The organism is Brevibacillus schisleri (assembly GCF_055685845.1).
Genome location: NZ_JBVNDM010000001.1, coordinates 192,501 through 208,180, shown reverse-complemented (window position 1 = coordinate 208,180; position 15,680 = coordinate 192,501). Strand labels below are relative to the sequence as shown.

Here is a 15,680-nt window from a genome sequence, read left to right as displayed (position 1 = left end):
CTTCTCCTGATCGTCGCATTCCTTATTTATAAAAGATAGCCAGCCAATACTTACTGACCGTTTGCAATTACTTGTTGTGCACGTGCAATTACCTTGTCGCGTCCAAGCAGATACAACGTCTCTGCCAAATCACGACCATGCGCCTGGCCAGTTGCTCCTACGCGAACCGGCATAAACAACGCCTTGCCTTTGTGACCCGTTTCCTTTTGCACGTCCTTGAGTACCGCTTTAATAACATCCACATTATATGCATCCTGGGCAGAAAGGTGTTTCACAAAGGAAGCAAGTACTTCCGGCAATTGCGGTTCTTTCAGCACCAGAGTTGCTTCTTCATCGTACACCACTTCGTCGAGGAAGAAAAGGGCTGCCAACGGAACGATTTGCGCACAGTAGGACATTTGCTCTTGGTACAGGCCTACGATACTGCGAACCCATTCGCGCTTCTCAGCAGACAAAGCCTCTTCGATGAAGCCAGCTTTCTGCAGATGCGGGATACACATGTCTGTAATCATATCCAGCGGTTGACGCTTCAAATAGAAGTTGTTCATCCAGTTCATCTTCGTTGCATCAAACACAGCTGGCGACTTGTTCACGCGATCCATTGAGAACAGCTTGATCAGATCTTCCATTAAGAAAATCTCTTCTTCGCCACCTGGAGACCATCCCAAGAGAACAAGGAAGTTCACGATTGCTTCTGGCAAGAAGCCCAGGTCACGGTACTGTTCAATGAACTGAAGAATGCTCTCGTCGCGCTTGGACATCTTTTTGCCATCTTGGTTGAGGATCAGTGCCAAGTGAGCAAAGTCAGGCGCTTCCCACCCAAACGCTTCGTAAATCATCAATTGACGAGGCGTGTTGGACAGATGCTCTTCTCCACGAATAACGTGGCTAATTTTCATCAAATAGTCGTCCACTACAACGGCGAAGTTGTATGTAGGAATCCCATCCGGACGGCAAATAACGAAATCGCCCATCTCGTTGGAGTTGAAGGTTACCTGACCACGAATCAGGTCGTTCACGACATATTCGCGATCATCCTGAACGAGGAAGTGAATGGATGGCACTCGACCTTCTGCTTCGTACTGAGCACGCTGCTCGTCAGTCACATGGCGGTGCTTTTCCAGAATGCGTGGTGTTTCTCCACGCGCGAGCTGTTCTTCACGTTCTGCATCCAGCTCTTCTTTTGTCGCGTAGCAGTAGTATGCTTTGCCTTCTGCTAGCAGTTGATCGATATATTTCCGATAAATGTCCAGGCGCTCTGTTTGACGGTACGGTCCATATGGTCCACCAACGTCTGTACCTTCTTCCCATGTTACGCCGAGCCATTTCAGGTTTTTCATTTGCTCTTCGTCCGCATTTTCCTTATTGCGCGTTTGGTCCGTATCTTCAATCCGAACGATGAACGAACCACCGTGATGTTTCGCAAAAAGATAATTAAAGAGCGCTGTTCGCGCACCGCCGATGTGTAAATGCCCCGTAGGACTCGGCGCATAACGAGTGCGAATTTCTTTCGCCATTGGTAGCACCATCCTTATGAATGTAAAAGGCTATAACCTTGACCTAAGTAAAAACGTATCTAAGGCTTTATGTTACACCTTGCCCCTCTACTTGACAAGCAAGCATACCGCCTGCGCAGCGATTCCTTCCCCTCTGCCTGTAAAACCGAGTTTCTCGGAGGTCGTCGCCTTCACATTCACTTGCGAGAGATCGTCTGCCTCCAGCACGCGTGCAATGACTTCACACATTTGCGGAATGTACGGTGCCATTTTCGGCGCTTGAGCAATGATCGTTGCATCCACGTTACCTAATCGGTAGCCGCGCTCCCGAACCAACTTCCATACATGCTCCAGCAGCTTTACGCTATCTGCATCCTTAAAAGTCGGGTCTGTATCCGGAAAATGACGGCCAATATCCCCCTCACCAATCGCTCCAAGAATCGCGTCACTAATCGCATGGAGGAGTACATCCGCGTCAGAATGCCCTAGCAAGCCTTTTTCATACGGGATGGTGACGCCTCCAATGATGCATGGACGCCCCTCTACTAATTGATGCACGTCAAAACCTTGTCCAATACGCATGAGCTACTCTCCCTTTCGTTTCCGCAATATCTCTTCACCAAACCACAGATCGTCTGGTGTCGTAATCTTAATGTTCTCATAGCTTCCCTGCATAATCGATACCGGATGACCCAGCCACTCAACCAGCATCGCATCATCCGTGCCCAGCTTCCCTGCTTCCCCTGCTGCCTGATGTGCCTCTCGCAATAAAGACATACGAAAAGCTTGTGGGGTTTGAACCGCCCACAAGCTTTCCCGTGCCGGGGTTGACTCTACAAGTCCATTTGCCCCCACCACTTTAATCGTATCTTTGACAGGTACTGCCATGATCGTTGCCTGATCTTGTTGTACCTGTTTGATCATGTCACTGATCTGTTTGCGAGTGACGAAAGGACGGGCAGCATCGTGAACCAGTACGTAATCGCAATTTGCCGATAATGAAGCCAAGCCATTTCTCACACTGTCCTGTCGCTCTGCTCCACCCATAGTAACCACAACCATCAGCTTCTCAGCAAAGATCAAGGTCATTACTTCTGCGTGGTCTGCTTCACTCACCACCAGCACGACTTCATCAATGTCGGGATGAGTAGCAAATAGACGTACCGTATGAGCCAGGATCGGCTCGCCCGCAAGCGGTAACCACAACTTGTTCCGTTGCCCACCCATTCGTTTACCCGAACCGGCTGCAACGATCACGACACCCGTACTCACTGATTCATCCCTCTCCTGTTGTCTTTTCTATAACGCTCGTTCCAGCAACTTTGGTTTGGCGAAGATCATTCGTCCTGCTGAAGTTTGCAGCACACTCGTTACAAGAACATCGACGTCGTTTCCGATGTATTCTCGTCCGCCCTCTACAACAATCATCGTGCCATCGTCCAGATAAGCGACACCCTGACCATGCTCTTTCCCATCCTTGATGACTTGGACGTTCATCTCTTCTCCAGGCAAAACTACAGGCTTGACTGCATTCGCTAAATCATTGATGTTCAATACCGCAACACCTTGCAGCTCACATACCTTGTTCAGGTTGAAGTCGTTTGTTACAACCTTTCCGTTAATGAGCTTTGCGAGCTTGATCAGCTTGCTGTCCACCTCGGATACTTCTTCAAAATCGCCTTCCCAAATCTGAACCTTTACCTTCATTTCTTTTTGAATCTTGTTCAAGATATCCAGACCCCGACGACCGCGGTTTCTCTTCAGTACATCGGAGGAATCGGCGATATGCTGCAACTCCTCTAACACAAATCCCGGAATGACCAGAACCCCTTCCAGAAAGCCGGTACGGCAAATATCTGCGATGCGTCCGTCAATAATGACACTGGTATCGAGGATTTTATTTTCCAGGTTAACGGTAGTGGTTGCGCTATCCTTTTTCTTATCCTTACGTCCAATTGAAAATACCGACATAATCTCGTCCCGCTTGCGAAACCCTACCTGGAAGCCCAAATAACCGAGCAACCCGGAAACAATTAACGGCAAAAGATCTCCCACAAATGGAATCGGAATTTTACTGATGGGCAGGAATAATAAGAATGCAACAATAAGACCACTAATCAACCCCATCGCTCCGAACATCACATCGACAACCGGCATTTTGACGAGTGTCTCTTCACCCCATCGAACGATGCGCAGAACATAATCCACAACCCAATTCGCTAAAAAGAAAAACAAGATGGCACCTAGTACAGCCCCAATATATTGCGATCCGGCTACTACACCAAAGTTTAACAGTGGGTCGAGCAACGAGAACAATTCGTCACCAAATCGATACCCCAATCCGGCACCAATCAAAACAAAAATGAATTTTCCTACTCGGCGTAACATGCCTTCACCTCCTTTTACTAATATAGACAGAAGCCTAAGAGTAAAAACCTATTTTTTTCCAAATCATTATAATGCTTCATCTTACTTTCCCTCACTATAGCAAAAAAGATTTTGCCATGTCAAATAGCCAAAAATTTTAACATAGTTGTCATTTTCTCGTCAACCCGGGAACACTCGTTTCCTTCGATGTTAAATTGACAGGGAGCTGACTCCCTTCTTATAATGTCAGTATCGTAATGAGAGAAAATTATGACGATACCAACAGCCTAAAGCAGAGGTGAACCAGATGGACAATCGAAACATAGACGACTTTCAAACGCAAGTATCTGAGCTTTTGATCAGACATCGTAGCGTACTGGACGTCATGTCCAAAGTTCAGGAAACGGCATCCCGCATTAACCGTTCACTGACAAAAGCCATCACCGAATGCGGCTGTGTCGAAGTGGTTGCCAAAAAACAGACGTACGATTCAAACAAGAACCTGGAGGACAACAAGTCCCATTTGGACACCCACTTTAACGGACCGCTGTGCGAGCATTGTCGCGATGTAGTTACTGCTGAGCTTGGCAAAAACCTCTTTTACCTCACTGCCTTGTGCAATATTACAGACATTAAGCTAGAAGATGTCCTTCAGAAAGAATCCAACCGATTGAATACTTTGGGTGTCTTCAACCTGTCTTAAAAGTCCGCTACTCGTATTACGAATGAACCCTAAAAAAAGTTGCATACAAAAAAGAAAAACCCGCACATTGAAGTGTGGGTTTTTTTTTATGCCGAAACTATTCAAACGGAACGGATTCTTCCTCTTTGTTTTTACGCTTGCGTAATTTTTTGACGAGAAAGTCAACGTTTTTTTTTATTCCGTACAGTGCATAAAAAGCAAGTGGCAGGAAAACAATTTTTGGAAATTGTTGCGGATACTTAATCGCTACAACAACCACAATCGCGATGATAATAGGCGTGATCCAATAAGCAGACTTTGGAATCCCCACTTTTTTAAAGTTAGGATACTTGACCTTTGATACCATCAAAAAGGCAAGCAGCAACATACTTACGGCAAGCAATACCGGAGTGAATACTTGGTGATAGAGTGCGAGCGTAGCCAGTACGCCCCCCGCTGCCGTAATCGGCAAACCGATGAAATACCCCGGAACCCCGGCCTGTACGTTAAAACGCGCCAAACGCAGCGCACCACAGATCGGAAAAATGGCTGTAATGAGAATCCCAAGCAAATCAAAGTGTTGCAAGACGACAACATACATAATGAACGCTGGCGCAATCCCAAAAGTAATAACGTCAGAAAGAGAATCCAATTCCTTCCCGAACTCACTTTGGGCGTTCAACATACGAGCTACACGTCCATCCAGCCCGTCTGCCAGCATACCAATGATCACTGTGATCGCTGCATATTCGACGTATTGATCGCCTCGAAACGCAAGAATAATTGCTAAAACTCCCAGAAACAAGTTGCTTACGGTTAGTATGTTCGGTAACGATTTCACGAACATAGACTACCTCCTGATTTCTTTTGCGTAAGGAGCAGGTTATCCTGTTGACCTTGTTTTTATCCAAGTCCCTTAGGCAAATGTTGAATACAAATAATGCCTTTATCCTATTCTACTTTAAATGTGCCTGTCAATGAACACTTGTTCTTGAATCCGTTTCAGTCCCTCTTTAATCGCTCTCGCTCGAACCTCGCCAATGCCTTCCACTTCGTCCAATTCCTGAATCGTTGCCATCATGATTCGTGGCAGATGATGAAAATGCTCTACCAGATTCGAGATGATTGTAACGGGCAGACGCCTGATCTTGTACAGGATCCGATAACCTCTAGGGGAAACGGATTCGTCGAGCATACTGGCATTGGAGGAATACCCCAGCGTTCGCAAAAAAGAAGTGAGTTCCAGCATTTCCTCCGAGTTCAATTTTTTCATGTCCCGCAGTACAAGATCAGGTGAATAGGATGGATCTCGGGAATAATCCCGAATAAGCATATGAGCCTCTTCCTCAATGTTTGAAACCAGTTCCTCCAACTGCATACTGACAAGCCTTCCTTCTACCCCTAGCTCACATATGTACTTGGAGACCTCTGTCTTAATACGTAACACCATCTCAATCCGTTGCAAAACCGAGGCAACTTCATGCAAAGTAACGAGCTCCTCAAATTCTAACGCACCAAGATTCGTCAAAGTTTGATCAAGAACGGCCTTGTATTTCTCAAGGGTAGATACAGCTTGATTCGCCTTGGCCAGAATGACGCTGATTTCGCTTAAGACATACCGGAAACTCCCCTGATACAGCGTGATCACATTGCGACGCTGCGAGATAGCAATCACCAGATGATTCGTTTGAATGGCAGTACGTTGTGCTGTACGATGCCGTGTGCCCGTCTCGCTCGTGGGGATTGAGGAGGGTGGGAAGATTTGTGTATTCGCGTACAGGATGCGTTTTGCGTCTTCACTTACTATAATCGCCCCATCCATCTTCGCTAATTCATACAAATGGGCAGGAGAAAAATCACAATTGATGGAAAAACCGCCATCGACAATCGACTTCATCTCCGGACCGCACCCAATAACGATCAAGCCCCCGGTTTTGGCCCGTAAAACATTTTCCAACCCTTCACGAAGCTGTGTGCCGGGTGCCACGAGACGAAGCACATCACCGATTTGCGGAGTTCTTTTGATGTTCCCCTGCATGCCCACTCCTACCTCCTTATCACCTCGTTCAACGCATCGGCAATATTGCTCACACCAATTACTTGAATATCTGCTGGCGCATCCAGCCCGCGGATGTTTTTCTCCGGTATGATGACACGCTTAAAGCCTAATTTATGGGCTTCTCGTACTCGTTGCTCAATACGGGAGACACCGCGCACCTCACCAGTCAAGCCAATTTCTCCGATAACGACATCATGCGGATTGGTAGCGTGGTCACGGAAACTGCTTGCAATGCTTACGGCAATCGCCAAATCAACTGCTGGCTCATCCAATCTGACCCCACCTGCTACGTTTACATAAGCATCCTGATTTTGCAGCATCATGCCCATGCGCTTTTCCAACACTGCCATGATCATTGCCACACGCTGATGATCGACCCCTGTTGCCGTTCTCCGTGGGGTTACAAAGCTGGTCGGGGCAACGAGAGCTTGCAGCTCAACCAAAACGGGACGTGTGCCCTCCATACTGGCTACGACTGTGGAACCCGCAACACCAAATGGACGCTCTGCCAAAAATATCTCAGATGGATTCGCCACTTCCTCCAGACCGCGATCCTTCATCTCGAAAATACCGATTTCGTTTGTCGAACCAAAACGGTTTTTGACGGCGCGCAAAATTCGAAACGTATTGTGACGCTCCCCTTCAAAATAGAGAACAGCATCCACCATGTGCTCAAGCATACGCGGACCTGCGATGGAGCCTTCCTTGGTTACGTGACCGACGATGAAGGTACCAATCCCTTTTCCTTTTGCAATCCGCATCAATTGGGCTGTTGCCTCCCGCACTTGTGCAACGCTTCCCGCAGCCGATTGAATCGTCGGGTGAAACACGGTCTGGATCGAGTCAATAATCAGCACATCCGGGTCTACTTGATTAATATGCTGTTCGATCAAATCTAAATCATTTTCTGCCAATACAAACATCGGCGGCGTTTGCAAATGGAGTCGATCCGCGCGAATTTTGATTTGTTTTGCCGACTCCTCTCCAGATACATAGAGAACCTTCGCTCCTTGATGAGCCAAGGCAAAAGAAGTTTGCAAAAGCAATGTCGATTTCCCGATTCCAGGGTCTCCCCCAACCAAAATGAGTGAACCCGGAACAAGTCCTCCACCAAGAACACGATTCAATTCTCCGATCGTGGTATCCATGCGTGGCTCTTCCTCACTAGCTACCTGGGTCAACGGAATCGCAGATTGACGCTGGCCGCCGCTCATCCCTTCGTGACGATGTGGATTTTTTACCGTCACTTCCTCTACCAGGGTGTTCCAACTGCTGCATCCCGGACATTTCCCCATCCATTTTGGCGATTCATAGCCACATTCTTGACACGCGTATTTCGTTTTATACTTTGACATAATCGCACCCTCACTTGGATTTCTTTCTCTACTTTTATCATAATTACGCACCCAAAAAAAGAATACCTCCCGAATCAGGAGGCATTCTATTACGTTTCAACCCAGCTTATGATTTCGTTTTTTCAAGGCGCTTGACTACCAGCTTGCCTTCTTCCGCTTCGATATTGACGGTATCGCCTTTACTGATCGTACCCTTGAGCAATTCCTCGGACAAATTATCCTCGATGTGGCGCTGGATAGCTCGACGCAGAGGACGCGCACCATAGGCCGGATCAAAGCCTTCTTTTGCCAATACCTTCTTGGCTTCTTCGGTCAATTGGAAATCAATGTCCTGCTCTTTCAAACGTTTACGCAGCTCTTCTGTCATGAGAGATACGATTTGCTCGATGTGCTCTTGCTCCAAGGAGTGGAACACGATGACTTCATCGATACGGTTCAAGAACTCAGGACGGAAGCTCTTCTTCAGCTCATCCATGACTTTGTCCTTCATATCCTGATACTTTCTTTCCGAATCGTTGGTCGTGAAGCCGAGCGTTGTATTTTTCTTAATCATGCTGGCTCCGACGTTGGAAGTCATGATGACAACTGTATTGCGGAAGTCGACGGTACGTCCCTTGGAGTCTGTCAGACGACCATCATCCAATACTTGCAAGAGGATGTTGAATACGTCTGGGTGAGCCTTCTCGATTTCGTCCAGCAAAATGACGGAGTAAGGCTTGCGACGTACTTTTTCGGTCAGCTGACCGCCTTCGTCAAAGCCTACGTAGCCAGGAGGGGCACCTACCAGACGAGCGGTAGAATGCTTCTCCATGTACTCGGACATATCCACGCGGATCATGGCATCCTCGTCACCGAAAAGCGTCTCCGCCACGGCACGAGCCAATTCGGTTTTACCCACACCGGTAGGCCCCAGGAAGATAAACGAGCCGATTGGGCGTTTTGGGTCTTTCAAACCAGCACGGGCACGGCGGATCGCACGCGAAATGGATTTGACTGCTTCATCTTGACCAATGACGCGATCGTGCAAAATCTCTTCCATCTTCAACAAGCGCTCTGTTTCTTCTTCCTTCAGCTTTAACACAGGAATACCAGTCCAGCTCGCCACTACTTGTGCGATGTCTTCTGGCGTAACCTCCATGTTCAGCTGGCCTTGGCGTTCTTTCCAGTCTTTTTTCGTTTTATCCAGTTCTTCACGCAGTTTTTGCTCCTGATCGCGAAGTGCTGCTGCTTCCTCGAACTCTTGTGATTGTACGGCAGCGTCTTTTTCCTTGCGCACCTCTTCCAGACGTCCCTCCAGCTCTTTGAGGTTTGGCGGAACCGTAAAGGATTGCAAGCGGACTTTGGATGCCGCCTCGTCGACCAAGTCGATGGCCTTGTCAGGCAGGAAGCGTTCCGTAATATAGCGGTCAGACAGCTTTACTGCCTGCTCGATTGCTTCATCGGTAATTTTGACACGGTGGTGGGCTTCATAACGATCACGAAGGCCATGCAGAATACGAATGGCATCCTCCGCTGTCGGTTCATCAACCTGAATTGGTTGGAAACGACGCTCCAGTGCCGCGTCTTTTTCGATGTACTTGCGATATTCATCAAGCGTAGTAGCACCTACGCACTGTAGCTCACCACGTGCCAGGGCAGGCTTCAGAATGTTAGAGGCGTCAATTGCGCCTTCTGCTCCACCAGCACCAATCAGGGTGTGCAGCTCATCAATAAACAGGATGATGTTTCCTGCTTGGCGAATTTCGTCCATGATTTTTTTCAGACGATCTTCGAACTCACCGCGATATTTGGTTCCCGCAACAACGGTTCCCATATCGAGGGTCATGACGCGCTTATCACGAAGGGTCTCCGGAATTTCGTTGTTCACGATTTTTTGGGCAAGACCTTCTGCGATAGCTGTTTTCCCGACACCAGGCTCCCCAATTAAAACAGGGTTGTTCTTGGTGCGTCTGCTAAGTACTTGGATCACACGCTCGATTTCTTTTTGGCGACCGATGACCGGGTCTAGACCGCCGTCACGAGCGATTGCAGTCAGATCCCTTGCCAAGCCGTCCAACGTCGGCGTATTCGCCGCTGGATTCCCTCCAGACGGTTGATGAGATGCCATCATTTCCGAGCTGCCGAGCAGCTGGAGCACCTGTTGACGAGCCTTGTTGAGGCTAACTCCCAAATTGTTCATGATTCTCGCAGCAATGCCTTCTCCTTCACGGATCAAGCCAAGCAGAATATGTTCAGTCCCCACATAGGTATGACCCAGCTTGCGGGCTTCGTCCATCGACAGTTCAATGACCTTTTTGGCGCGAGGTGTATAGTTTGGTGTGTAATTACTACCGGACTGCTCTGTTCCTCGCCCGATTAACGACTCCACTTCACTCTGGATTTTATCGAGGCCAAGCCCAAGTGATTGCAGTGCCTTCGCCGCAATCCCTTCGCCTTCTCGAATGAGTCCCAGCAGCACATGCTCTGTCCCAATATCTTTGTGTCCGAGACGAACCGCCTCTTCCAGGGCAAGCGCCAGTACTTTTTGTGCTCGTTCTGTAAAACGTCCAAACATCATATCGTACACCTCCGTATAACCGTGTTTTTTCTCTATATGGTTAACAATTGCGTGATACCATTACTCTTGTGATTCTACTACGCGCAGACGCTCGCGGATCAGCCTTGCCCTTCTTTCGTCGCGTTGGTCCGGAGTGAGCTTTTGACCAGCGTGGTGTTGTAAAAACCCTGGCTGTGTCGTGACTAACAGTTCGTTTAGGACCAGCGGAGATACATTCGGAATGATGCCTAGATCGATCCCTAGACGTACATCTGACAGGCGTTGAGCCGCTTCCTTGGACTCTACCGTGCGGGCATACATCAAGATACCATACGACCGGAAAATCCGATCCTCCAAAGAAACCCGGGTATGCTCCAGCAAGTAAGTGCGTGCCACACGCTCTTGCTCAATAATCTGTCTGGCCACACCATAGAGATTGGAAAGGATATCCGACTCAGACATCCCCAGTGTGACCTGATTGGATAACTGAAAAAGATTCCCTAGAGCTTCGCTACCCTCTCCGTAAATTCCTCTAACGACCAGACCAACTTGATTAATTGCCTGTAAAATTCTGCTGATCTGCTGCGTCATCACCAGAGCGGGCAGGTGCAGCATCACGGATGCACGAATTCCCGTACCCACATTGGTTGGGCAGCTTGTAAGATATCCTCGAGTTTCGTCGAACGCGTAGTTCAAGCTTTTCTCAAAAATGTCGTCTATCTTCGTACCTATTTCCCATGCCTCGTTCAAACGAAACCCGGGTAATAGTACCTGTATTCGAATGTGGTCTTCTTCATTAACCATAATGCTAACAGACTCATCTTCCCGAAGTAATACGGCACCTTTACGGGATTCCTCTGCCAGATGAGGGCTAATCAGATGCTTTTCTACGAGCACCCGTTTTTCTAACGGATTAATTTGATCCATATGGATGACCTGAAGCTGATGCCGTTTGCGCATTGCCTCCGAATCGCTTACTTCCGTTACCTTTCTGACGACTTCCTCGCCCTGCGAGTCCGTTGCCAATAACGGAAAGGGGTGCTGGCGCAGGTTACGGGCGATACGCAGCCGTGTACTAATGACAATGTCGGAATCAGGACCTTCTCCTTTCATCCAATTGCTCCACGGGTTTTGCATAAACTGCTTTTGGGACATAACCAGCTAACCTCCCTTGCTACGATTGGGCCATTTTTTGTTCCAATGCTCGAATTCGATCACGCATTTCTGCTGCCTTCTCGAACTCTTCACTGGCGACATGACTTTGCAGCGCTTGCTTTAGTTGCTCCAGCTCTTTACGGATCTTCAGTTTGCCACCGGTACGCTCTGGTACTTTTCCACTATGCTGTGTGTTTCCATGAATCCGGCGGAAAAGTGGGTCCAGTCGATCCCCCAAAAAGGTGTAGCAATCACTACAGCCAAATCGGCCGCTTTTACTAAATTGAGCATATGTGAGTCCACATGTTTCGCATTGAAGCGGCTTATTCGTTGCCGTTTCGCGTCCATTCTTTTGCATGGGATCAAATTTTAAAAGTCCTGACAGGAGATTGTTGATGCTGAAGTTGTGAAAGCCGGTAAAGACGTCCCCTTTTTCATGAGCACATTGCTCGCAAATATGGTATTCGGTTTTTTCGCCATTGACGATTTTCGTCAAATGAAGTGTCGCCGGTCGTTTTCCGCATTCCTCACAGTTCATAACATCATACCTCCTTTTACTTCAACAAGATTGCTGCGATCATCTGCTTTAAAATATTTGCCCGCAAACGATCCCGCAATTCAGCTTCTAGAGTCAAAACGTTTCGCGAGGTAGCGATTTTCATCAAGGTAGCTTCTCTAATGTTGACTAACCCTTCCTCCAGTAGTCTTTCTACGATCGCATTTCCCACACTCTGACTAATGCTCTCTCCAATCAGTTCTTCTGTTAACAATTCCTGCAAGCGTGCTTTGCTGACAATCTGCACCTTGCGTATGCGAATATACCCGCCGCCCCCGCGCTTACTCTCTACGAGGTATCCTTTTTGAACGGTAAAGCGCGTATTGATGACGTAATTGATCTGAGACGGCACACATTGAAAATGGTCGGCAAGCTCACTACGCTGAATCTCGATCGATCCATTGGGACTGTTAGTAAGGATGCTTTTCAAGTGATGTTCAATGATGTCCGAGATGTTTCGCAAGTCATCGCCTCCTATTCCTCTGTGTATGTTCTTATGAGGTCACCTATTGACTTTGACTATCTTTGACGTTAATTATAATGGGTTTAGTGCGTGCCCGCAAGTGTCCCTTACACATTCTAGTGTGGGCAAAAGAGGGTCGCTTGAAACTTGGACATGATCAACAAAAAAACCACTCCCTGAGGAATGGTTTATGCTTGTTCTTGCGTATTGGTGTCGATTGCTGGCAAATGATTCAGTAGCTGAGAGAAGCTGGTGATAATAACATCTGCCCCATCAAGCTCGCCTGGTTTCGCAAAACCAAAGTCGCATCCAATGGTAAATAAACCGTTTGTCTTGCCTGCTTCCACGTCGGAGTGACGATCTCCTACCATGATGGCCTGCCCGATTTTGTAATCAGACAACAGTTTTGCAACCAGGTCATTTTTGGAATGCGTGCGGAAACGACCAGCCGAGTACAGGTCGGTCATCAGCGGCTTTAACTCGTATGCCTGACAAATGGCATCGATGTACTCTTCCTGCCCATTGCTTGCTACAAATAAAGCAAATCCTTTTTCACGCAGCTTCTCTAAGGTTGATTTTACATCCGGATATAGCTCGGTCACTCGTTCTTTGAGTAACTGGATTTCATTGTCTAGCAAGAAAGCATCTGCTGAGCGAATGGCTTCTTCACTCGCACCCGGCAGTAATTTGTCCCAGATCTGCTCGATCGTCATTCCCAGTACATTGATCAGTTCACGTTCGTCAGGGGTTTCCCCTTGCCATAGCCCTTTTTGACGAAGCTGGTCAAACGTTCGAATAAAAGCGGGAGTCGACAGCTTTTCTGTTTGCAGTAATGTGCCATCCATATCAAATAATATCGCGAATGGTACAGTCATGGGTTCCTCCATTTTGTCTGCTATTCTACTTTTCTTGGCAACATATTCATATCATCCATGATAAACTCAGTAATTCGTTGTGCAGCATCTGGCTTCGAGATTTTTTGTCCCATTCTACGCATATATTCCACCTTGGACGGGCTATGCAATAGTTCATCGATAAAGTAAATCAACTGCTCGGATAGATTCGCGTGTACCGCACACCCATTATTGAGCAAAAAGTGGCTATTCCTCTCTTCCTGTCCAGGCAGAGGGTTGTAAACAATCATAGGTACCCGTTTACTCATTACTTCAGCTGATGTAAGTCCGCCTGATTTGGTGACAATTAAATCAGCCGTTTCCAAGTATTCGTGGAAGTTATTGATGAATTTTAGCGGAATGACTTCATGCCGATACGTACGATTTGTCACCTTATTGTATAGCTTGTCGTTTGTCCCCGTTAACACAAAGGTTTTCAGGGGAATGTTAATCTCTTCTAGCCCATCTAATACCTTTTCCATCGAGCCGAGACCCAATCCGCCCCCCGAAAGAATAATGCTCTTTTGTTCAGGAGCGAGACCGAGCTTTTGCCGAATCAATTCGGGTTCCAATGGCAAGCTGAATTTCTTCATGATAGGAATGCCCATCGGAATGAATTTTTGATGATCCTGTCGATAAACGTCTAACAGGTAATACAGCTGTTCATGACCGATGAAGTAATAATTGATATGGTGATTAATCCATGAAGGATGGATGGTATAGTCAGTAATGATCGTATAGATTGGTTCCTTCCAATCATTTCTTCCTTTCAATACGGAGAGCATACAGCTTGCAAACGGATGAGTAGCAATAAAGGCATCGGGCTGTACACTGTTGATCAGCTTTTTCAGTTTGTTTGCCAATAACTTATTCATCAGCACATTCATATCGAAGAAACGGGTTTTTTCTGTATTATGATAAATTCTGCCCCACATCTTGGGTGACAGCCTCAACAGATTCATATAGCTTTCCAGCAAAATTTTGTGAAAGGTGGGGCTAATATACTCTAACGTATCGATGATCATTGATGTGCAACCACTCTCAGCCAAGCTTTCTTGCATGGCCCGCGCTGCCTGGTTGTGTCCGTTACCGATGGAAGCGGAAAAGATTAGAATTTTTTTCATGAACGATTCTCCTTCATAACCTCGCCTACTCCAACGCCTGGATCAGGTACCTTCTCATGTTAGTCTACCCCAAGACCCGTCTGCAAGAGGGAACTTGTCGGTCATTCGGCCTAACTTATCGACAAAATAATCGCGAGTTTGACTTTTGGCTGTAAGATACGTTAAAACAAAAAACCTCCTTACCCATTCTGGGGTAAAGAGGTTCGTTTCATTCCCTGAAAACTGAATACGCATGATTGCTAAGAGTGTGTGGATAAGTCCTCGACCGATTAGTATTCGTCAGCTCCACGCGTTACCGCGCTTCCACACCGAACCTATCAACCTCATCGTCTATGAGGGGTCTTACCAGCTTGCGCTGTGGGAAGTCTCATCTTGGAGGGGGCTTCACGCTTAGATGCTTTCAGCGCTTATCCCGTCCGCACATAGCTACCCAGCTGTGCCACTGGCGTGACAACTGGTGCACCAGCGGTGCGTCCATCCCGGTCCTCTCGTACTAAGGACAGCTCTCCTCAAACTTCCTACGCCCGCGACAGATAGGGACCGAACTGTCTCACGACGTTCTGAACCCAGCTCGCGTACCGCTTTAATGGGCGAACAGCCCAACCCTTGGGACCTACTTCAGCCCCAGGATGCGATGAGCCGACATCGAGGTGCCAAACCTCCCCGTCGATGTGGACTCTTGGGGGAGATAAGCCTGTTATCCCCAGGGTAGCTTTTATCCGTTGAGCGATGGCCCTTCCATGCGGAACCACCGGATCACTAAGCCCGACTTTCGTCCCTGCTCGACTTGTAGGTCTCGCAGTCAAGCTCCCTTCTGCCTTTACACTCTACGAATGATTTCCGACCATTCTGAGGGAACCTTTGGGCGCCTCCGTTACCTTTTAGGAGGCGACCGCCCCAGTCAAACTGCCCACCTGGCATGGTCCTCTCGCCCGATAAGGGCGACGAGTTAGAAACTCCGTACATCAAGGGTGGTATCCCACCGACAGCTCCA

General features: G+C 47.7%; 14 protein-coding genes, 1 rRNA gene and 1 other annotated feature (2 of these 16 cut by a window edge). Of the genes, 1 reads left to right on the top strand and 14 read right to left on the bottom strand.

What is annotated here, in order from left to right; translation table 11 throughout:
* Positions 1–23: a binding site (T-box leader), on the bottom strand; it reaches 237 nt to the left of the window's first position.
* 27 nt (positions 24–50) lie between these two features.
* The 4 genes from gltX to ACUUHJ_RS01180 form a co-directional block, all read right to left on the bottom strand.
* Complete coding sequence (gene gltX, locus ACUUHJ_RS01195) at positions 51–1,517, bottom strand: glutamate--tRNA ligase (protein WP_289675572.1); 1,467 nt, start codon at positions 1,515–1,517, stop codon at positions 51–53.
* Between the two features lie 87 nt (positions 1,518–1,604).
* On the bottom strand, positions 1,605–2,078 hold the full coding sequence (gene ispF / locus ACUUHJ_RS01190; protein WP_289675570.1) for a 2-C-methyl-D-erythritol 2,4-cyclodiphosphate synthase: 474 nt from the start codon (positions 2,076–2,078) through the stop codon (positions 1,605–1,607).
* 3 nt (positions 2,079–2,081) lie between these two features.
* Positions 2,082–2,768, bottom strand: coding sequence for a 2-C-methyl-D-erythritol 4-phosphate cytidylyltransferase (gene ispD / locus ACUUHJ_RS01185; RefSeq protein WP_472298090.1), 687 nt, complete (start codon positions 2,766–2,768; stop codon positions 2,082–2,084).
* Between the two features lie 27 nt (positions 2,769–2,795).
* Positions 2,796–3,884, bottom strand: coding sequence for a PIN/TRAM domain-containing protein (locus ACUUHJ_RS01180; protein ID WP_012683961.1), 1,089 nt, complete (start codon positions 3,882–3,884; stop codon positions 2,796–2,798).
* A gap of 286 nt (positions 3,885–4,170) precedes the next feature.
* Between ACUUHJ_RS01180 and ACUUHJ_RS01175 the strand changes: the two genes are divergently transcribed.
* Positions 4,171–4,566 (top strand): nucleoside triphosphate pyrophosphohydrolase family protein, encoded by a 396-nt coding sequence (locus ACUUHJ_RS01175; protein ID WP_007716195.1) that lies wholly within the window; start codon positions 4,171–4,173, stop codon positions 4,564–4,566.
* Between the two features lie 97 nt (positions 4,567–4,663).
* On the opposite strand, the gene pssA is transcribed toward ACUUHJ_RS01175, so the two are convergent.
* From pssA to ACUUHJ_RS01125, 10 genes are all read right to left on the bottom strand, one after another.
* Complete coding sequence (gene pssA, locus ACUUHJ_RS01170; RefSeq protein WP_017247027.1) at positions 4,664–5,392, bottom strand: CDP-diacylglycerol--serine O-phosphatidyltransferase; 729 nt, start codon at positions 5,390–5,392, stop codon at positions 4,664–4,666.
* 114 nt (positions 5,393–5,506) lie between these two features.
* Positions 5,507–6,583: a DNA integrity scanning diadenylate cyclase DisA gene (gene disA, locus ACUUHJ_RS01165; protein ID WP_012683959.1), complete on the bottom strand. Its 1,077-nt coding sequence runs from the start codon at positions 6,581–6,583 to the stop codon at positions 5,507–5,509.
* A gap of 8 nt (positions 6,584–6,591) precedes the next feature.
* Complete coding sequence (radA, locus tag ACUUHJ_RS01160; protein ID WP_016742863.1) at positions 6,592–7,959, bottom strand: DNA repair protein RadA; 1,368 nt, start codon at positions 7,957–7,959, stop codon at positions 6,592–6,594.
* 106 nt (positions 7,960–8,065) lie between these two features.
* The gene (locus ACUUHJ_RS01155) at positions 8,066–10,516 is read right to left on the bottom strand and encodes an ATP-dependent Clp protease ATP-binding subunit (RefSeq protein WP_016742864.1); all 2,451 of its coding nucleotides are present in this window, start codon (positions 10,514–10,516) and stop codon (positions 8,066–8,068) included.
* A gap of 60 nt (positions 10,517–10,576) precedes the next feature.
* Entirely contained in the window at positions 10,577–11,650 is a 1,074-nt protein-coding gene (locus tag ACUUHJ_RS01150; protein WP_172143232.1) for a protein arginine kinase, read from the bottom strand.
* A 19-nt stretch (positions 11,651–11,669) separates the two neighbouring features.
* Positions 11,670–12,188: a UvrB/UvrC motif-containing protein gene (locus tag ACUUHJ_RS01145; protein ID WP_012683955.1), complete on the bottom strand. Its 519-nt coding sequence runs from the start codon at positions 12,186–12,188 to the stop codon at positions 11,670–11,672.
* A gap of 16 nt (positions 12,189–12,204) precedes the next feature.
* Complete coding sequence (locus ACUUHJ_RS01140; RefSeq protein ID WP_064202944.1) at positions 12,205–12,669, bottom strand: CtsR family transcriptional regulator; 465 nt, start codon at positions 12,667–12,669, stop codon at positions 12,205–12,207.
* Between the two features lie 188 nt (positions 12,670–12,857).
* A complete protein-coding gene (locus ACUUHJ_RS01135) occupies positions 12,858–13,544 on the bottom strand; it encodes an HAD hydrolase-like protein (protein WP_289675564.1) in 687 nt (228 codons plus the stop codon).
* A gap of 20 nt (positions 13,545–13,564) precedes the next feature.
* Positions 13,565–14,686, bottom strand: coding sequence for an MGDG synthase family glycosyltransferase (locus ACUUHJ_RS01130; RefSeq protein ID WP_199926594.1), 1,122 nt, complete (start codon positions 14,684–14,686; stop codon positions 13,565–13,567).
* Positions 14,687–14,935: 249 nt separating this feature from the next.
* Positions 14,936–15,680 (bottom strand): 23S ribosomal RNA (locus tag ACUUHJ_RS01125); it runs 2,184 nt beyond the window's last position.